This is a genomic window from Allobosea rubneri, from assembly GCF_032464875.1.
Lineage (GTDB): Bacteria > Pseudomonadota > Alphaproteobacteria > Rhizobiales > Beijerinckiaceae > Allobosea > Allobosea rubneri.
In genome coordinates this window covers 66,877-85,756 of the sequence record NZ_JAWDID010000015.1, presented here as the reverse complement: position 1 = coordinate 85,756, position 18,880 = coordinate 66,877, and the positions used below count along the sequence as shown (strand labels likewise).

General features: G+C 67.6%; 17 protein-coding genes. 11 read left to right on the top strand and 6 right to left on the bottom strand.

From position 1 onward, the window contains the following. The first annotated feature begins 94 nt into the window (after positions 1-94). Positions 95-1,789, top strand: a complete 1,695-nt coding sequence (locus tag RKE40_RS12250) for an EAL domain-containing protein (protein WP_316018517.1) — start codon at positions 95-97, stop codon at positions 1,787-1,789. Positions 1,790-1,855: 66 nt separating this feature from the next. On the opposite strand, the gene phaR is transcribed toward RKE40_RS12250, so the two are convergent. Next, on the bottom strand, positions 1,856-2,446 hold the full coding sequence (gene phaR / locus RKE40_RS12245) for a polyhydroxyalkanoate synthesis repressor PhaR (RefSeq protein WP_316018516.1): 591 nt from the start codon (positions 2,444-2,446) through the stop codon (positions 1,856-1,858). A 258-nt stretch (positions 2,447-2,704) separates the two neighbouring features. Between phaR and RKE40_RS12240 the strand changes: the two genes are divergently transcribed. The 4 genes from RKE40_RS12240 (at position 2,705) to yddG (ending at position 5,879) form a co-directional block, all read left to right on the top strand. After that, positions 2,705-3,883: an acetyl-CoA C-acetyltransferase gene (locus RKE40_RS12240; protein WP_316018515.1), complete on the top strand. Its 1,179-nt coding sequence runs from the start codon at positions 2,705-2,707 to the stop codon at positions 3,881-3,883. A 10-nt stretch (positions 3,884-3,893) separates the two neighbouring features. After that, complete coding sequence (locus RKE40_RS12235; protein WP_316018514.1) at positions 3,894-4,109, top strand: DUF1737 domain-containing protein; 216 nt, start codon at positions 3,894-3,896, stop codon at positions 4,107-4,109. Between the two features lie 37 nt (positions 4,110-4,146). Further along, positions 4,147-4,869: an acetoacetyl-CoA reductase gene (gene phbB, locus RKE40_RS12230; protein ID WP_316018513.1), complete on the top strand. Its 723-nt coding sequence runs from the start codon at positions 4,147-4,149 to the stop codon at positions 4,867-4,869. A gap of 116 nt (positions 4,870-4,985) precedes the next feature. Further along, complete coding sequence (gene yddG, locus RKE40_RS12225) at positions 4,986-5,879, top strand: aromatic amino acid exporter YddG (protein WP_316018512.1); 894 nt, start codon at positions 4,986-4,988, stop codon at positions 5,877-5,879. Here yddG and RKE40_RS12220 read toward each other — a convergent pair. The 3 genes from RKE40_RS12220 to gloB form a co-directional block, all read right to left on the bottom strand. After that, positions 5,852-6,613, bottom strand: a complete 762-nt coding sequence (locus RKE40_RS12220; protein WP_316018511.1) for a GNAT family N-acetyltransferase — start codon at positions 6,611-6,613, stop codon at positions 5,852-5,854. The two genes, yddG and RKE40_RS12220, sit on opposite strands and share 28 nt — an antisense overlap. A 2-nt stretch (positions 6,614-6,615) precedes the next feature. Continuing rightward, positions 6,616-7,062 (bottom strand): cupin domain-containing protein, encoded by a 447-nt coding sequence (locus RKE40_RS12215; RefSeq protein WP_316018510.1) that lies wholly within the window; start codon positions 7,060-7,062, stop codon positions 6,616-6,618. A 153-nt stretch (positions 7,063-7,215) separates the two neighbouring features. Continuing rightward, on the bottom strand, positions 7,216-7,980 hold the full coding sequence (gloB, locus tag RKE40_RS12210; protein ID WP_316018509.1) for a hydroxyacylglutathione hydrolase: 765 nt from the start codon (positions 7,978-7,980) through the stop codon (positions 7,216-7,218). A 141-nt stretch (positions 7,981-8,121) separates the two neighbouring features. Here gloB and RKE40_RS12205 point away from each other — a divergent pair, with 141 nt between their 5' ends. The 5 genes from RKE40_RS12205 to RKE40_RS12185 all read left to right on the top strand — a co-directional run bounded on the left by RKE40_RS12205 (position 8,122) and on the right by RKE40_RS12185 (position 13,604). After that, a complete protein-coding gene (locus RKE40_RS12205) occupies positions 8,122-8,892 on the top strand; it encodes a class I SAM-dependent methyltransferase (RefSeq protein ID WP_316018556.1) in 771 nt (256 codons plus the stop codon). Positions 8,893-9,002: 110 nt separating this feature from the next. Further along, on the top strand, positions 9,003-9,956 hold the full coding sequence (locus RKE40_RS12200) for an acetyl-CoA carboxylase carboxyltransferase subunit alpha (protein WP_316018508.1): 954 nt from the start codon (positions 9,003-9,005) through the stop codon (positions 9,954-9,956). 176 nt (positions 9,957-10,132) lie between these two features. Further along, positions 10,133-11,542 (top strand): hypothetical protein, encoded by a 1,410-nt coding sequence (locus RKE40_RS12195; protein ID WP_316018507.1) that lies wholly within the window; start codon positions 10,133-10,135, stop codon positions 11,540-11,542. Between the two features lie 225 nt (positions 11,543-11,767). Beyond that, entirely contained in the window at positions 11,768-12,682 is a 915-nt protein-coding gene (locus tag RKE40_RS12190) for a TorF family putative porin (RefSeq protein WP_316018506.1), read from the top strand. 127 nt (positions 12,683-12,809) lie between these two features. Beyond that, complete coding sequence (locus tag RKE40_RS12185) at positions 12,810-13,604, top strand: 2-keto-4-pentenoate hydratase (protein ID WP_316018505.1); 795 nt, start codon at positions 12,810-12,812, stop codon at positions 13,602-13,604. Positions 13,605-13,639: 35 nt separating this feature from the next. Here RKE40_RS12185 and RKE40_RS12180 read toward each other — a convergent pair whose 3' ends face one another. Beyond that, entirely contained in the window at positions 13,640-14,461 is an 822-nt protein-coding gene (locus tag RKE40_RS12180) for an AraC family transcriptional regulator (RefSeq protein WP_316018504.1), read from the bottom strand. A 106-nt stretch (positions 14,462-14,567) separates the two neighbouring features. Here RKE40_RS12180 and RKE40_RS12175 point away from each other — a divergent pair, with 106 nt between their 5' ends. After that, positions 14,568-15,767, top strand: a complete 1,200-nt coding sequence (locus RKE40_RS12175) for an MFS transporter (protein ID WP_316018503.1) — start codon at positions 14,568-14,570, stop codon at positions 15,765-15,767. A 117-nt stretch (positions 15,768-15,884) separates the two neighbouring features. On the opposite strand, the gene secA is transcribed toward RKE40_RS12175, so the two are convergent. After that, complete coding sequence (secA, locus tag RKE40_RS12170; RefSeq protein WP_316018555.1) at positions 15,885-18,728, bottom strand: preprotein translocase subunit SecA; 2,844 nt, start codon at positions 18,726-18,728, stop codon at positions 15,885-15,887. Between the last annotated feature and the right edge of the window lie 152 nt (positions 18,729-18,880).

Below are 18,880 nucleotides of genomic sequence, written 5' to 3'. Positions count from 1 at the left end.
CTCGTTAACGCAGTCGGATGCATCGTTTCGGCACAGATTCCGACCTCACGAATCCGGGTCCGACGGCCCCCTCCGTCGCCGAGGCCGCCGTCCGATGCCCGCGCCTTCCATCTTCGGCTCCCGCGACGAGAGAATTGTCGATCCGCGCAGCCTGCTCTCCTCGATCGGGGAGGTGGTCTACACCTGGGACATCGCCACCGACGCCCTGGAATGGGGCCCGAACGTCGCCGAGGTGCTCGGCCCGGTCGCTCCGGCGGTGCTGGCGCGTGGCCTCGCTTTCGCCGGGCTGGTCGAGCCCGGAAGCGGGCGCAGCCGCTATGATGCGATCTATTCGGTGGGCGGGCACGATTTCGGCGATGGGGTGGTCTATCGCACCCGCTATGCGGCGGATCTCGCCGGCCGCAAGATGTGGATCGAGGATGCCGGGCGCTGGTTCGTCGGCATGGACGGTAGGCCAGCCCGGGCGCGCGGCGTACTGCGGCTCGAGCGGGCGGTACGCGCCGAGGAACTCGGCGCCGAGCATCATGACCTCTGCGACCGCGCTTCGCTGGTCGAGCATGTCGAGACGGCGTTGGCCGAACATCTGCCGGCCGAGCGGGGCCTCGTCGTCCTGATCGGTGCGATCGACGAGCTTGCCCGCCTCAACGACGATTTCGGCCATGAGGCGACCGACGAGATCATCCAGGAAGTGCAGGAGCGTCTGCGCTCGGTGATGCGCCGGCGCGATCATCTGATGCGCTATTCCGGCAATCGCTTCGCCATCCTGCTGTCGGGCTGTCCGGCGTCGCAGGTCGAGGTGGCGGCGCAGCGCTTCATCAAGGCCGTCGCGCAGTCCGCGATCGAGACCTCGCGCGGCATCGCGCTGGCGCGGCTGCGGATCGGCGCGGCGGTCGCGCCGGACCTGTCACGGGAGGGCGGCGCACTGGTCGCAGCTGCCGAGAATGCGCTCGCCGGAGCCAAGGCCGGAGCCGTCGATGCGGCAGTGATCGCCCGGCGCAGCGTCGCGCGCGAAACCCGTGGCGGGACTGCGAGCCATGACATCGAGGCCGTGGTCGCGCTCAACGAACGCCGGGTCCGGCTCGCTTTGCAGCCCGTTGTCAGCGCGGCCACCCGCGTACCTGTCTTCAATGAGGCGCTGCTGCGGGTCGAGAGGGCGCAGGGCGAGGGCTTCCTCGCCACGCCGGAGCTGATCCCGGTGCTCGAGCGGCGCGGTCTGATCAGGCTGTTCGACCATCGCGTGCTCGAGCTCGTCATGGCCCTGCTGGCCGAGCAGCCGCAGATGGTGCTTTCGGTCAATGTCTCGCCGCGCTCGCTCGCCGACCCGGAATGGCTCGATGCCTTCCTGGCCTGCACCGGCGGCCGCAGCGCCGAGACTTCGCGGCTGATCGTCGAGGTCACCGAGACGGCGACGATCGACGATTCCGCGCGGATGGTGAAGCTGCTGACGCGGATCAAGGAGCAGGGCGCGCGCATCGCGATCGACGATTTCGGCGCCGGCCACACCTCGCTGCGGCATCTGCGCGCCTTCCCGATCGACATCCTGAAGCTCGACGGCGCCTTTACCCAGAATCTGCGGCGCTCGACCGATGACCGGTTCTTTGTGCGCACCTTGCTGGAACTGGCGCGCCATCTCGAAGTCGAGACGGTGGCGGAATGGGTCGACGACGATCTTCAGGCCGCGATGCTGCGCGACTGGGGCGTGACCTATCTGCAGGGCCACCTGGTCGGAAAGGCGGAACTTTGGCAGCCCGACCAGGCACGGGCCGAGCCGCTGCGCGAAGCCGTCTGAGGCGTCCGGGCGGCGAGGCAGCCGCCCGTTGCAATAGCTGTTCGCGCGACTGGCGCGCCTACCCGTTCACTTGCTCTTGGCGAGCTTGTCGAGCCGCTCCCGCATCTCGTTGAGCTCGCGCTTGAGATCGCCGAGCTCGGCGTTTTCTGGCGCAGCCGACGGGGCTTCCGCCTGCGCCTTGGCTGCCGCCGCGGCAAACGGGTTGAAGAGCTGGAAGGCCTCGGTGAACATCGTCATGTTGGCGCGGGTCTGGGCCTGGATCGCGTCGAGCGCGCCGGTGCCGAAGGTGCCGCCGCCGAAGGCCTTGCTCATCTGCTCACGGAACTGGTTCTGTTCCTTGGTCAGATTCTCCATCGAGAATTCGAGATAGCGCGGCACCAGGGCCTGCATGCTGTCGCCATAGAAGCGGATGAGCTGGCGCAGGAAGGTGATCGGCAACAGGTTCTGGCCGTCCTTGCTCTCTTCGTCGAAGATGATCTGCGCCAGCACCGAGCGAGTGATGTCCTCGCCGCTCTTGGCGTCGTAGACGACGAAATCCTCGCCGTTACGCACCAGCCCGGCGAGATCTTCCAGCGTGACGTAGGAGCTTGTGCCCGTGTGGTACAGCCGACGATTGGCGTATTTCTTGATGACGGTCGCTTCTTTGTCGCTGGCCATAGATACCCACGCGCCTTGCTCCGGCCGTCCGCCCCGGGATCGGGACGGAGCCGGAAAACGGTTCCCCGCCAGACGATAGCTCGTCGGCGCCCTGCTGCAAGTTTTTTGAGCGCCGTTGCGGCAGGGCCGGCCGTTGCCTCGATGATAGGCTTCGCCCCATGGCCGGCTTGACGGCGTCGCCGCGCCCTTCGAAGGTGCGGAGGACAGTTTGCCGGACCGCCGGAGGCGGGAGGCGTGAGAGAACCGGAGGACAAGCCAATGGCTGATACTGACATCGTGATCGTGGGCGCTGCGCGCACCGCAGTCGGCGCCTTCAACGGTGCCTTCGCCAATACGCCGGCTCACGATCTCGGCGCCGCGGCGATCAAGGAGGCGCTGAAGCGCGCCAAGGTCGAGGCCGGTGAGGTCGACGAAGTGATCATGGGCCAGATCCTGACCGCCGGTCAGGGCCAGAACCCGGCCCGCCAGGCGGCGATGATCGCGGGCATCCCGCAGGAGGCGACCGCCTGGGGGCTCAACCAGCTCTGCGGTTCCGGCCTGCGCGCCGTCGCCATCGGCCTGCAGCAGATCGCCAATGGCGACGCCGACATCATCGTCGCCGGCGGCCAGGAATCGATGTCGATGTCGCAGCATGCCCAGCATCTGCGTTCCGGCACCAAGATGGGCGACACCAAGTTCATCGACACGATGATCAAGGACGGGCTCTGGGACGCTTTCCACGGCTACCATATGGGCACCACCGCCGAGAACGTCGCGACCAAATGGCAGATCAGCCGCGAGGAGCAGGACCGTTTCGCCGTCGGCTCGCAGAACAAGGCCGAGGCCGCCCAGAAGGCCGGCCGCTTCAAGGACGAGATCCTTCCCTTCACCGTCTCGACCCGCAAGGGCGACATCATCGTCGATGCCGACGAGTATCCGCGCCATGGCGCGACGCTCGAGGCGATGGCCAAGCTGAAGCCCGCCTTCTCGAAGGACGGCACCGTCACCGCCGGCAACGCCTCGGGCATCAATGACGGCGCCGCGGCGCTCGTGGTGATGACCGCGAAGGAAGCCGCCAAGCGCGGCCTGACGCCGCTCGCCCGCATCGCCTCCTGGGCGACCGCCGGCGTCGATCCGGCGATCATGGGCTCCGGGCCGATCCCGGCGACCCGCAAGGCGCTGGAAAAGGCCGGCTGGAAGATCGGCGATCTCGACCTCGTCGAGGCCAATGAGGCCTTCGCGGCCCAGGCGCTGGCGGTCAACAAGGACCTCGGCTGGAACCCCGACATCGTCAACGTCAATGGTGGCGCGATCGCGATCGGCCATCCGATCGGCGCCTCGGGCGCGCGCGTCCTGGTGACGCTGCTGCACGAGATGGCCAAGCGCGACGCCAAGAAGGGCCTCGCCACGCTGTGCATCGGCGGCGGCATGGGCGTCGCCCTGGCTGTGGAGCGCTGAGCCGCCGACCATGCCCAAGCAGACCACGCTCTACCGCTACCTGACCGGGCCCGATGACGCTTCGTTCTGTCATCGGGTTTCGGAGGCGCTGAGCCGTGGCTGGGTGCTCTACGGGCCCCCGACCCTGACCTATGACGAGAAGGCGGGGCGCGTGATCTGCGGACAGGCGGTCATCAAGGATGTGGACCGGGCCTACGAGCCCGGTCTCGATCTCTCGCAACAATAAAGCGGCCGAGGGGCCGGCCCAGAGGGAGGAGCAGACGATGGCTAGGGTTGCTTTGGTGACTGGGGGCACGCGCGGCATCGGCGCGGCGATCTGCAAGGCGCTGCAGGAGGCCGGTCATACGGTCGTCGCGAGCTATGCCGGCAATGACGAGGCTGCCGCCAAGTTCAAGGCCGAGACCGGGATACCCGTCTACAAATGGGATGTCGGAGACTACGACGCCTGTGCAGCCGGCATCGCCAAGGTCGAGGCCGAGGTCGGGCCGGTCGACATCCTCGTCAACAATGCCGGCATCACCAGGGACGGCTTCTTCCACAAGATGACCAAGGACCAGTGGTCGGCCGTCATCCGCACCAATCTCGACTCGCTGTTCAACATGACGCGGCCGGTTATCGAGGGCATGCGCGGGCGCGGCTTCGGCCGGATCATCGTGATCTCCTCGATCAACGGCCAGAAGGGCCAGATGGGCCAGGTCAACTATTCCGCCGCCAAGGCCGGCGATATCGGCTTCGTCAAGGCGCTGGCGCAGGAGAACGCCAACAAGGGGATCACCGTGAACGCGATCACGCCGGGCTATATCGGCACCGACATGGTCGCCGCCATGCCCGAGGAGGCGCTGAAACGCGTCGTCGCCGGCATCCCGGTCGGCCGCCTCGGCAAGCCCGAGGAGATCGCGCAGACGGTGGTCTTCCTCGCCTCCGACAACGGCGCCTTCGCCACAGGCGCGACCTTCGCCGTCAATGGCGGCCAGTACATGGCCTGACGCCCCACGGCGCGCCGTCTTCGCGGCGGCGCGTCGCCGGTTTCGGTGACGAGGCGGCATAGGCAGGACGGGGCCGCTCTGCTAAGCGGAGCGCCGTCCTCCCGAGCTCGACGCCGATGACCTCCCGCACCGCCACCGCGACCGGCTTCGTCGCCATCCTGCTCTGGTCGACGCTGGCGCTGTTCACGGCGATGAGCGGACGGCTGCCGGCCTTCCAACTCGTCGCCATGACCTTCGTGATCGGCGGCCTTTTCATCCTCGCGATCGCGGCCGCGCGGGGGCGGCTGCATCTGGCCCGGCCGACGCCGGCTTCCTTCCTGCTCGGGCTCTACGGGCCGTTCGGCGACACCGCGCTCTATTACGCCGCGGTCAAGACGGCGCCGCCGGCCGAGGCCAATCTGATCCATTATCTCTGGCCGCTGCTGATCGTGCTGTTCGCGGCGCTACTGCCGGGCGGCGGGCTGATGCTGCGCCATCTCACCGGAGCCCTGATCGGGCTCGTGGCGACGGCGGTGCTGATCTCCGGCAGTCTCGGTGCCGGCGGTGGCGGCATCCAGCTCGGCCATGTGCTGGCGGCGCTCGGTGCCTTCGTCTGGGCGAGTTATTCAGTGGTCTCGCGCCGCTTCGCAGGCGTTCCCTCGGAGAGCCTCGGCGTCACCATGCTCGGCTGCGCCGCCGCGGCCCTGGCCTGCCATCTCGCCTTCGAGCAGACCTTGTGGACGCCGAGCCTCGTCGAATGGGGCGGGGTGCTGGGGCTCGGCCTCGGTTCGACCGGGCTCGCCTTCATCTGCTGGGATATCGGCATGAAGAAGGGCGACGTCTCCCTGCTCGGCGTCGCCTCCTATGCCGCCCCCGTGCTCTCCACGATCATCCTGGTGCTCGCCGGCTATGCTGCGGCGAGCTGGCTGCTCGCCCTGTCCTGCGTGCTGATCGTGGTCGGGGCGCTGGTCGCGAGCTTCGGTCCGGGAGCCGGAAGGCCGCCTCAGCGGTCTAGCACCCGCGTCTCATAGGCATAGATCGTACGGAAGCCGAGCCGGCGATACATCTCGAAGGCGAGGCCGTTGCTCTGGTCGACCTGGAGATAGGCGAGGATGCAGCCCTGCGCCGCGGCCCAGCCCATCAGGCCGAGCATCAGTTTCTTGCCGAGGCCCTTCCCGCGCAGGCTCTCGTCGACGATCACCGCGCCGATCTCGGCCATGCCGCGCTCGGCGACGCTCATCGCATAGGCGGCGGGGCGGCCCTCATGCAGCAGGGTCGCGAAGGCGGCCGGCAGGCGCACGCCAGAGACGATGGCGGACAGATGCTCGCGATTGCGCTTGTTGCCGGTCTGGTGGCTGCAGACGCCGCTGATCCAGGCCTCCGTCGCCAGCGGATCGACGAGCATCTCCGGATCTTCCGGATGCCGGGCAGGATCGAGCTCGGCGACCATGCCGAAGGAGGCGGTCTCGATCCGGTAGCCGCGCGCGGCGAAGCGCCGGCGGGCGCTTTCGGCGACGAGTGGCGTGAAGCGGATGCGCGGCGGCAGGCCGGCTTCGGCATAGAGCTTTTCGATGAAGGCCAGGGTGCCATCGTCCATCTCGGCGTCGGCCTGCAGGGCCGAAGCGGAGTTGGCGCGGCCGGAATAGCCGTTGGCGAAGCGCACCACCCAGTCGTCGATGACCAGCGTGGCCGGGGCAGGCCAGGCATTGACGATGCGGCTTTCGCAGGCGCGGACCAGCGCGAGATCGGTGACGGGCTTGTCCATGCTCAGTGATCCCCGGGCTGCCAGCCCGGCTCCGCCATTTCGAAGGCTGAGAAGGCGAAGCCCGGCGCGACCGTGCAGCCGACCAGTGTCCAGCCGCCCAGCGTGGCGGCACTCTGCCAGCAGCCCGCGGGCACGACGATCTGCGGGCGCTGGCCGGCGGCGAGATCCTTGCCGAGATGCTGGCTCGAGGCGCTGGCGCCGTCCTGCGACAGGCTGAGCGCCAGCGGCGCGCCAGCATAGTGATGCCAGATCTCTGCCGCGTCGACACGGTGCCAGTGCGAGCTCTCGCCGGCGTCGAGCAGGTAATAGATCGCGGTCGAGAAGCCGCGGCCTTCCGGCCCCTGCGGGTCGCGGAAGGTCTCGCGGTAATGCCCGCCCTCGGGATGGGGCTTCAGCTCGAGCAGCGCGATGATGCCGGCCGCATGCAGGCCGTCTAGCGGTGGACTCATGGTTGTGGTCCTGTGTGATGTCCTGGTCCCTCAGCCCTCATCCTGAGGAGCGATCGCAGATCGCGTCTCGAAGGATGCTTCCAGCGTGCTCTGGATCATCCTTCGAGACGCCGCTGCGCGGCTCCTCAGGATGAGGGCTGAAAAGGCCGTCGCTCAGAACTTGTTCTTGGCTTCGCGCAGCGCCGCGAAGACCTCGCCGGCGGGCTTGCCGACCAGGCCGAGCGTGGCTGCGAGAGCGCCTTCGCCGGCGCGGAAGAACGGGTTCGTCGCCTTCTCCTCGGCGATCGTCGTCACCGCCCAGAAGCGGCCCTCGGCCTTGGCGGCCTCGGCTTCGGCGAGGCGGGCGGCGACAGCCGGATTGCTCGGGTCCATCGCCGCGGCGAAGCGGCCGTTCGATAAGGTGTAGTCGTGGCCGGTGATCAGCCTGGTCGCGTCCGGCAGCGCCATGATGCGGGAGAGCGAGATCCACATCGCATCCATGCGACCAGGCATGACGCGGCCGCAGCCCATCACGAAGACGACGTCGCCGACGAGTGCGAGGCGGGCTTCCCGGCTGACCAGGCTGACATGCCCCTCGGCATGGCCCGGCGTCGCCCAGACTTCGAAATCATAGGCGCCGAGCGCGACATGGTCGCCTTCGCCGATCACGACGTCGACCGGCGCGGCGCCGCGGGCGGCCGCGGGCGCAAAGACCTTGGCCCCGGTCGCCTGCTTCAGGGTGAGGATGCCCTGGACATGGTCGGCATGCTCATGCGTGACCAGCACCTGCGAGATCCGCCAGCCCTTGGCCCTGGCCGCGGCAAGGACCTCGGCGGCATCAGGTACGTCGACCGCGGCGCAGACGCCACTGGCCGGGTCGTGAAGCAGGGCGCCGGCATTGTCGCTGAGCGTGCGGAAGACATGGATGTCGAGAGGCATGGCAGGCTCCGGGGCGCGGGCAGCGAGTCGCTGCCGCAATGGCGATCGAGCCGTTCATAGCGGCTTTGCCGGGCCAAGCCCAACACTACGCAGCGTCAGATGCCCTTGCGCTCGCCCGCCGCCTGCGCCATCTCCGTGGTCATGGCTCTCGATGTCGTCGACCTGCGCGCCTTCTATGCCAGTCCGCTCGGGCATGTGGCGCGCCAGGCGGTCGGACGGGTCGTGATAAGGCTCTGGCCGCATTGCCAGCGCCAGCGCCTGCTCGGGCTCGGCTTCGCGACGCCCTATCTGCCCCTGATCGGAGGCGAGGCCGAGCGTGTCATCGCCTTCATGCCGGCTGCCCAGGGCGTGCTGAACTGGCCGTCGCAGGGCCTCTCGGCCTCCGCCCTCGTCGAGCCCACCCTGCTGCCGCTGCCGACCGCCTCGGTCGACCGTGTGCTGATCGTGCACGCGCTCGAGGAGACCGAGAGCCCCGAGGACCTGCTCGAGGAGGCTTCGCGGGTACTCAACCCCGGCGGCAGGCTGATCGTGATCGTGCCGAATCGACGCGGGCTCTGGGCAAGGATGGACACGACGCCCTTCGGTCATGGCCGACCCTTCAGCCGCAGCCAGCTCGAGAACCTGATGCGCCGGGCGATGTTCTCGCCCGAGAACTGGGCCGAGGCGCTCTATGTGCCGCCATTGCGCCGGCGCCTGTTCCTGCGCTCGGCCGGGGCCTGGGAAAAGTTCGGCGCGGGCCTCGCGCTGCCCTTCGCCGGCGTGCATGTCGTAGACGCGACCAAACAGTTCTATCGCCAGGCGCCGCTGCGGGCGACGCGCCGCAGTTTCGCCTTCCGGCCGGTGTTGTTGCCGCAGCCGACGCCGTCCCGCCGCCTGACCCGGGATCGTGGTGCGTCACCGCCGCCGGGTTGACAATCGCGTCGGGGCGCGGCCAAGGTCCGCCGCTTTTTCTTAGGTTCCCCGACCGTAGCCGCAGCGCGGACGCGTCTCCCTTCAGGATGTGGGACCAGAACTGGATGTCGATGCGAAGCTATCTGGATTTCGAGAAGCCGGTCGCCGAACTGGAGGCCAAGGCTGATGAGTTGCGGGCCCTGGACGCCAAGGGCGACGGCTATTCGCTGACCGAGGAGATCGGGAAGCTGGAGGCCAAGGCCGGACAGTCGCTCAAGGAGCTCTATGGCGCCCTGACGCCCTGGCAGAAGACTCTGGTGGCGCGCCACCCGCAGCGGCCGCATTTCCTCGATTACTGCTCCGGGTTGATCGACGAGTTCACACCGCTGGCCGGCGACCGCGCCTTCGGCGAGGACGAGGCCATCGTCGGTGGCTTCGGCCGCTTCCGCGGCGAGCCGGTCTGCGTCATCGGCCAGGAAAAGGGCAACTCGACCGAGACCCGCATCCGGCACAATTTCGGCATGCCGAAGCCCGAGGGCTATCGCAAGGCGGTGCGCCTGATGGAGCTCGCCGACCGTTTCGGCCTGCCGGTGCTGAGCTTCATCGACACGGCCGGCGCCTATCCCGGCATCGAGGCCGAGGAGCGCGGCCAGGCCGAGGCGATCGCGCGCTCGACCGAGACCTGCCTTGCCCTGCGCACGCCGAGCGTCGCGCTGGTGATCGGCGAGGGCGGCTCAGGCGGTGCCATCGCGATCGCGGCCGCGAGCAAGGTGCTGATGATGGAGCACGCGATCTATTCGGTGATCTCGCCGGAAGGCGCGGCCTCGATCCTCTGGCGCGACACGGCCCGCGCCCAGGACGCCGCGACGGGCATGAAGATCACCGCGCAGGACCTGCTGAAGTTCGGGATCATCGACAAGATCGTCTCGGAGCCCACGGGCGGGGCGCATCGCGAGCCGCAGCTCGCGATCGAGCGCGCCGGGGCGGCGATCGCCGCCGCGCTGTCGGATCTTTCCGGGCTCAGCGCCGACGAGATCGTGGAACGGCGGGCGGACAAGTACCTCGCGATCGGCCGCTCGCTCTGAAACGGGCGCGGATCCGGCCCGTCGATTTGCCGGGATTTCAGCATATGGCCATCCCGGCAAGGCCTGTGGTAAGGAACGGTCAAGCCTAACGGTTCTAAATCCGGGCAAGCGGCATAATTTGGCCGCGATGCCTGATGCATGGTCGGGTCAGACGGCCGAGCGATGGGAATGACGACGTGGCATTGAAACATCTCGCGCTGACGGCCCTGATCGCCCTTTCCGTGGCCGCCTGCGAGGAGGATCGCTATCGCGGCTCGCAGCGCCACAACATTCCGATCCCGTCCGCGACCTATGCGCTCATGTCCGAGAAGGGCGTGACCAAGAGCCAGCCGATCGTGATTCGTTCCTACAAGAAGGAATCGGAGCTGGAGGTCTGGAAGAAGCGCTCGGACGGTCAGTACGTGCTGCTCAAGACCTTCCCGATGTGCCGCTGGTCCGGCCAGCTCGGCCCGAAGATCCGCGAAGGCGACCGGATGGCGCCGGAAGGCTTCTACGCCATTACGCCGGCGCAGATGAATCCGAACTCGTCCTTCTACGTCTCGTTCAACATGGGCTATCCCAACGCCTATGACCGCTCGCATGGTCGCACCGGCGCGCATCTGATGGTGCACGGCGCCTGCTCCTCGGCCGGCTGCTATTCGATGACCGACGACCAGATCGGCGAGCTCTACGCCCTGGTGCGCGAGGCCCATAACGGCGGGCAGCGGGCCGTTCAGATGCAGGCCTTCCCGTTCCGGATGACGCCGGAGAACCTCGCCAAGCACCGGCTCGACCCGAACATGGCGTTCTGGAAGAACCTGAAGGAAGGCTCGGACTATTTCGAGATCGCCAAGGATGAGCCCGCAGTCGGTGTGTCCGGCGGCCGCTACGTCTTCAATGGTGGCGGCAATACGTCGGTCTCGCAGGCGGTCGCGCAGAAGCGCCAGCAGGACGACGTCCAGGTCGCGGCGCTGGTTGCCAAGGGCACGCCGGCGGTCAAGCTGATCTATGACGACGGCGATCAGCATTCTTCCTTCAAGCGCCAGCTGGCGCAGTCCGGTGCCGACGCGATGAACAAGTCGGTCGCCTGGGGATCGCGCGATGTCGGCATCAGCCGCGTCGACTCGCTGATCGGCCCGCGCGTCGTCGTCCTCGACGACAAGGGCCGGACGAAGGCGACTGTCCGGGCCGAGTCGGCCGACAATGACGCGGTGCTCGCTGCCGTACGTGGCGCTGCCGAGCAGCCTGCGGCGGAAGCCAAGCCGGCAACTGCGGTCGCTGCCGCAGCCACTCCTGCCAGCCCTGCGAAGCCGGCCGATGCCGCGACGCAGGTCGCCAAGGTCTCGCCCGGTGCGGCCACGCCCGCGCCGATCCAGACGGCCGCCAGCGCCGAGCAGCCCTCCTTCTACCAGCGGGCGCTCAGCTTCGTGCCGCTGCTGGGCGGCTCGTCCGAGCCGAAGGCGGAGACGGCGCCGATCGCCTCGGTCGTTCCCGAGACGCCGCAGCGCACTGTGGCGCCGCTGCCGCCGCGCCGCTCGCCGGCCCTGCGCACTTCGCGTCTGGATCAGCCTGATGCGGCGTATGCGAGCCAGCCGGCGACGCGCTGAAATCTGTATCGGCGCTCTGTCGCGCTGAGATAAAAATATCACGCCCGTCGCCATTGCTGGCGGCGGGCGTTTTGCTAGGCACGGAAACGCTCGCCGAGGCCCTGTCTGCCTAGTCGTTGGGCGTGCTGCAAAAAACCTCATCTTGCCGGTTTTGGAGCATCGCAAGCGTAATCGAGGCGGATGCGCGAAGTGAATCGCGCATGGAACCCTTCGACGGAGCTTTCGATGGTCTTTGGTATTTGCAGGCTTGCGACGGCCGCCGCGGCGCTGTCGATCTCGCTGGCGGCCGCTGGCATGGCGCAGGCCTCCGACCTGCCGAGCCGGAAGGCTCCGCCGCCGGCGCCGGTTGCACCCAGCATCACCTGGTTCGACATCGCCGTCAGCGTCAAAGGCATGACGGACTACAATTTCCGCGGCATCTCGCAGACCGACCGCAAGCCGGCGATCCAGGGCGGTGCCGAGCTGCAATTCTACGACAACCTGTTCTATGCCGGCGTCTACGCCTCGAATGTCGATCTCACCACCAGCCCGACGGCGGAGGTCGACTTCTATGCCGGTATCCGGCCGAAATTCGGCCCCTTCACCGTGGATGTCGGTGTCTGGCAGTACTACTACCCCGGTGAGAAGCAGTATATCGATCTGGCTGGCGGCTACTGGACCCCGAGGAACACCGATTTCACCGAGGTCTACGGTAAGCTGTCCTATAATTACGAGGACAAGCTGATCGTCGGCGCCAATCTCTTCTACGCCTGGGACTGGCTCGGCACGGGCGCGACCGGCACTTATGGCGCGCTCACCGCGAAGTACAACCTGCCCTTCCTCGAGGGGCTCGCGATCTCCGGCGAACTCGGCCGCTACTGGATCGGCACGCCCAATGCCAGCATCTACTTCCCCGCGCCGGTCAACCTGCCCGACTACACCTACTGGAACGCAGGCCTCTCCTACACCTGGAAGAACCTGACGGCGGATGTGCGCTATCACGACACCAGCCTGTCGAAGACCGAGTGCTTCGCGCTGACGGCCGATCCGCGTGGCATCGTCTCGGGCTCGGGCCGATCGAAGTGGTGCAACCCGACCGTGGTCGGCACGCTCTCCTTCGACATCACCGCGAGCAGCGTCGGCATCTTCGCGCCGAAATAGTGCAGCCTGGATTCCGGATGCGACCTCGAAAGCCCGCGGAAGCGGGCTTTCTGCCTTTCTGGCTCCGCGCTGGCCAGTTCGGGCGCGGCCATGGCAGGCTTGGGCCAGAGAATGCCGGGAGCCTGCCTTGCCTGAGACTGAAGCCATCGACGCCCTCGCCGAGACCATCGCCACCGCCCGGCTCGCCCGCACGCCGCTGCCGGCACAGGGAGGCAAGGCGCCGCCCGACGTCGCTCAGGCCTATGCTGTGCAGGGCGCCGTGCATAGGCGGCTGGCAGCCTCGCGCTTCGGCCGGCGGAGCGGCTGGAAGATCGGCTGCACCACGCCGGTGATGCAGGACTATCTCGGCATCGGCCACCCTTGTGCCGCCGGGCTCTTCGCCGGCTCGAGCCATGCAAGCGGCGCCGTGCTGCGCCATGGCGATTTCGTCCGCGTCGGCGTCGAGTGCGAGATCGCGGTCAGGCTGGCGCATGATCTTGCCGGGGAGGGAGCGACCGCGGACAGCGTGCGCGGCGCGGTCGGCGCGGTGATGGCGGCGATCGAGATCGTCGACGACCGCTATGTCGACTGGCAGACCATCGGCACGCCGATGCTGATCGCCGACGACTTCTTCGCCGCCGGTTGCGTGCTCGGTGCGGCGCTGGCACCGGACGCGCTGCCGGATCTCGCCGGACTGCATGGGCGCACGCTGGTCGACGGCGTCGAGGTCGGCACCGGTGTCGGCGCGGACGTGCTCGGCCACCCATACACGGCGCTGGCCTGGCTCGCCGATCACGCGCTGGCGCGAGGCGAACCGCTGCGGGCCGGCGAGACCGTGCTGCTCGGCAGCCTGGTGAAGACGCAATGGGTGCCGCCGGGCGCTACCGTCCGGGTCGAGATCGAGGCGCTCGGCGCGGTCGAGGCGCAGTTCGCTGTCGGCTGAGGTCGCGCCTTCGCGCCGTGTTGGCTGGCGAGCGGCTAGCGCGAGATCGCGGCGCGCATGTAGTTGCGCGGCGCGGTTCCGAGCCTGCGCTTGAACATCGTGGTGAAGGCCGCGACGTTGTCGTAGCCGGCCAGCATGGCGATGTCGGTGACCGATGCGCCTTCGGCCAGCTTTGGCAGGCACGCGAACAGGCTCGCCTGCTGGCGCCAGGCGACGAAGCTGAGGCCGGTCTCCTTCTGGAAGAAGCGGGTGAAGGTGCGCCTGCTCATCGCCAGTCTGCCGGCCCAGTCGTCCAGCCGTTCGGTGACCGAGGGCGCCGCCATATAGGTTCGGCAGAGCGCGGCGAGCCGCTTGTCCGAGGGGAAGGGCAGGCCCAGTGGTCTTGCCTCCAGCGTTGCGATCTCCTCTGCCAGCAATTCCAGCACGAGGGCGACCTTGCGCGTGCCCGGCTCCGCATCGCGCAGGCGGATCGCCTCGTCGATCAGCGCGCGGGCGAGGTCGGTGACGCCGAGCACCAGCAACATGCGCGCTGCAAGATCGCCGAGCCCGGGCAGGAGATAGACCGATTTCATGTCGACATCGCTCAGCATCTCGACGGAATGCTGCAGGCGCGCGGGGATGAGCAGCGCATGGCCGGGCGGGACCATCCAGCAACCCTGCTCCGTCTCGACAAGCACGACGCCGGAGAACGCGCAGAGCAACTGGTCCTGACGATGGCAGTGGAGCGGGACCTTGTAGCCTGCGGGATTGTCCGAGCTGTGGACCAGCACATCGGCTTCCGACCGGGCGATCCAGCCGAGACTGCGGTGGTGGCGATCCTCGAGCGCCTCCAGGCTTTGGCGCGGCAACTGTCTCATCTTTGGCCCAAACGCGAAGGTTTTTGACCGAAACACGAATGAAGGTCATCGGCAAGCTCTGTAGAAGAGCCTCGCGCGATCAGCCCGCGCGCAGGAGATCAAGTCGATGGTCGCAGTCGCCCCGGAAGTCCGCCCGCGTTTTGAAAAGGCGACGACCTCGATCCTGCTCGCCGTCAGCGTCTGCCATCTGCTCAACGACGTCATGCAGTCGCTGCTGGCCTCGCTCTACCCGTTGTTCAAGGCCAATTACGGTCTGGATTTCGTCCAGATCGGCCTGCTGACCATGGCGTTCCAGGTCACGGCCTCGCTGCTGCAACCGGTGGTGGGGCTGGTGACCGATCGCTGGCCGATGCCCTATTCGGCGCCGGCGGGCATGGCCTCGACCTTTGGCGGGCTGATCCTGCTCGGCAATGCCCATAACTTCACCGTGCTGATCGTCGCAGCCTGCCTGATCGGCTTCGGCTCGGCGGTCTTCCATCCGGAGGCGTCGCGGGTGGCGCGGCTCGCCTCTGGGGGGCGGCATGGCCTGGCGCAGTCCTTGTTCCAGGTCGGCGGCAATCTCGGCTCGGCGCTGGGGCCGCTGCTGGCGGCCTTCATCGTCCTGCCCTTCGGCCAGGGCAGCGTTGCCTGGCTCTCGGTGATCGCGATGGCGGGCGTGCTGATCCTGACCCGGGTCGGGCACTGGTATGCGGCCCATCGCCGGGCCCAGGCAGGACGCCCGGCCGTCAGCCGCAGCTTGCCGCTGCCGGGGCGCCGCGTCGCCTTCGCCCTGTTCGTCCTCGTGCTGCTGACCGCGACCAAGAATGTCTACATGGCGAGCATATCGAGCTATTTCACCTTCTACGTCATCGAGCAGTTCCAGCTTGGCTTTCGCGACGCGCAGCTGATGCTGTTCCTGTTCCTTGGCGCCGCGGCGGTCGGCACCTTCGCCGGCGGGCCGATCGGCGACCGGTTCGGTGCGCGTTTCGTGATCTGGTTCTCGATCCTCGGCGTCATCCCGTTCGCGCTGCTGCTGCCCTATGCCAACCTGTTCTGGACGGGTGTGCTGAGCGTCGCGATCGGCCTGATCTTCGCCTCGGCCTTCTCGGCCATCGTCGTCTTCGCGCAGGAGCTGGTGCCGGGGCGGGTCGGCTTGATCGCCGGCATGTTCTTCGGCCTCGCCTTCGGGGCGGGCGGCCTTGGCGCTGCCCTGCTCGGCGGTTTCGCAGATGCCTATGGCATCGCCTTCGTCTACCGCGTCTGCTCCTATCTGCCGCTGCTGGGCCTGCTGACCATCCTGCTGCCGCGACTGCCGCAGCGCAGGTAAACCCGAGCGGCACGGTTCATCGCGGACTGGCCGGGGTCGTAGGCCCAGCCTCCAAGAAAAAAGCTCCGGCCGACGGCCGGAGCTTTTCCATGTGTCAGTGGCTGCTGCCGGGACGGCTCAGACGAACTGGCCGTGGCAGTGCTTGTACTTCTTGCCGGAGCCGCAGGGGCAGGGCTCGTTGCGGCCGACCCTGCCCCAGCTCGCGGGGTCGTTCGGGTCGCGCTCGGCGACGGCGAGGTCGCCCTCGATGGCGGCGAATTGCGACTGGCTACCGAAGAGGCCGGCCGGCGGCGGCGGCAGTTCGCCTCCGGCCTGATCGAAGCCAGGGCCAGCCTGCTCGGGCGCGTCGAAACGCACTTCGATGCGCATCAGATTGCCGGTGACCTGCTCGCGCAGGCGGCCGATCAGGCCGTCGAACAGCTCGAAGGCTTCGGCCTTGTACTCGTTCAGCGGGTCGCGCTGGGCATAGCCGCGCCAGCCGATCACCTGCCGCAGATGGTCGAGGGTGACGAGATGCTCGCGCCAGAGATGGTCGAGCGTCTGCAGCAGCACCTGCTTCTCGACATAGGTCATCACCTCTTCGGTGTTGCGCTCGATCCGGGCGGCGTAGTCCTCGTCGGCGATCTTGCGGATGCGCTCGCGCAGCTCGGCGTCGGCGATGCCCTCTTCCTTGGCCCAGTCCTCGATCGGCAGGTCGAGGTTGAGATAGTTGGCGACGTCCTCGCGCAGGCCGGCGGCATCCCACTGCTCGGGATAGGCCTCCTCGGGGATGCGGCGCGAAACGGTATCCTCGACCACGCCATGGCGCATGTCGTCGATGGTCTCGCGCACGCTCGCCTCGCGCATGAAGTCGCGGCGCTGCTCGAACACGACCTTGCGCTGGTCGTTCATGACGTCGTCGTATTTCAGGATGTTCTTGCGGATGTCGAAGTTGCGCGCCTCGACCTTGCCCTGCGCCTTCTCGACCGCCTTGTTGATCCAGGGGTGGACGATGGCCTCGCCCTCCTGGAGGCCGAGCTTCTGCAGCATGCCGTCCATCCGGTCGGAGCCGAAGATGCGCATCAGATCGTCCTGCAGCGACAGGAAGAACTTCGAGCGGCCGGGGTCGCCCTGGCGGCCGCCGCGGCCGCGCAGCTGGTTGTCGATGCGGCGGCTCTCGTGGCGCTCGGTGCCGATGATGTAGAGGCCGCCTGGGCGGGTCATCGTCTTGGCCGGGCGCGAGCCCTTGGCCGGTTCCAGCTCGATCGTCTCGGAAGCGTTGAGCACGATCTCCTTGAAGCGCGCGACCTCGGCCTCGATCTCCTTGATCTTCGCCTGCTTCTCCGGCCCGTCCTCCATGCCGGCGGTCTCATGGGCGACGCGCATCTCGACATTGCCGCCGAGTTTGATGTCGGTGCCGCGGCCGGCCATGTTGGTGGCGATGGTGATCGCGCCGGGCACGCCGGCCTCGGCGACGATGAAGGCTTCCTGCTCGTGGAAGCGGGCGTTCAGCACGGCGAACTGCTTGGCGCTCTTGCCCGAGCGGGCGGCGGAATAGAGCTTGTCGAGCGCGCCCGGCTGGGTGAAGTCGATCTGCTTGAAGCCGGCGGCGATCAGCATCTCGGCGACCATCTCGGACTTCTCGATCGAGGCGGTGCCGACCACGACGGGCTGCAGGCGCTCGCTGGCGCGTTCCAGCTCCTTGATGATCGACTGCACCTTCTCGGGGAAGGTGCGGTAAACCTCGTCATCATCGTCGATACGGGCGACGGGGACATTGGTCGGGATCTCGACCACTTCGAGCTTGTAGATCTGCTCGAACTCGTCGGCCTCGGTCGCGGCGGTGCCGGTCATGCCGGCGAGCTTCTTGTAGAGGCGGAAATAGTTCTGGAAGGTGATCGAGGCCAGCGTCGCGTTCTCGGGCTGGACGGTGACGCCCTCCTTGGCCTCGAGCGCCTGGTGGAGGCCCTCCGAATAACGCCGTCCCGGCATCATGCGGCCGCTGAACTCGTCGATGATCACGACCTCGTCGCCGCGGACGATGTAGTCCTTGTCGCGGGTGAACAGGGTGTGGGCCCGCAGCGCCTGGTTGACGTGGTGCACCAGCGTGACGTTGGCGGAGTCGTAGAGGTCGCCCTCCTTGAGCAGGTCGGCCGCCCGCAGCAACTCCTCGATATGCTCGTTGCCGGCCTCGGTCAGCGCCACGGTGCGCTGCTTCTCGTCGACTTCGTAGTCACCGGGGACCAGTCCCGGCAGGACCTTGTCGATCGAGACGTAGAGATCGGACTTGTCGTCGAGCGGGCCGGAGATGATCAGCGGCGTGCGGGCTTCGTCGATCAGGATCGAGTCGACCTCGTCGACGATCGCGAAATGGTGGCCGCGCTGGGTCATCTGCGCGACCTCGTACTTCATGTTGTCGCGCAGATAGTCGAAGCCGAACTCGTTGTTGGTGCCGTAGGTGATGTCGCAGGCATAGGCACGCTGGCGCTCCTCGTCGTCGAGGCCGTGCACGATGATGCCGACGCTGAGGCCGAGGAAGTTGTAGATCCGGCTCATCCACTCCGCGTCGCGGCGGGCGAGGTAGTCGTTGACGGTGACGACGTGCACGCCATTGCCGGCGAGCGCGTTGAGGTAGACCGGCAGCGTTGCGACCAGGGTCTTGCCTTCGCCGGTCTTCATCTCGGCGATGGCGCCCTCATGCAGCACCATGCCGCCGATCAGCTGCACGTCGTAGGGGCGCTGGCCGAGGATGCGCTTGGCGGCCTCGCGCACCGTCGCAAAGGCAGGGACCAGCAGCTCGTCGAGCGATTTTCCTTCGGCGATCTGCTTGCGGAAGGTTTCCGTGCGAGCCTTCAGCTCATCGTCCGAGAGCTTCGCGACCTCCGCTTCGAGGGCGTTGATGGCGGCGACACGGGGCTGGTAGCCTTTGACCCGCCGGTCGTTCGACGAGCCGAAGAGTTTCTTTGCGAGCGCGCCAAGCATGTCCGGTCTTTCCATGGGCGCTTCCGGCTGCGGGACCCGGCACGAGGCGGGCGTGGCCGAAAGCGGATAATCCTGAAATCACGCGCGTGTTTAGACGCGTGCGGGCGCGCGGTCCAGCGCGCGCTTGCTGTCGAAGAGGTTGCCGTTCCATC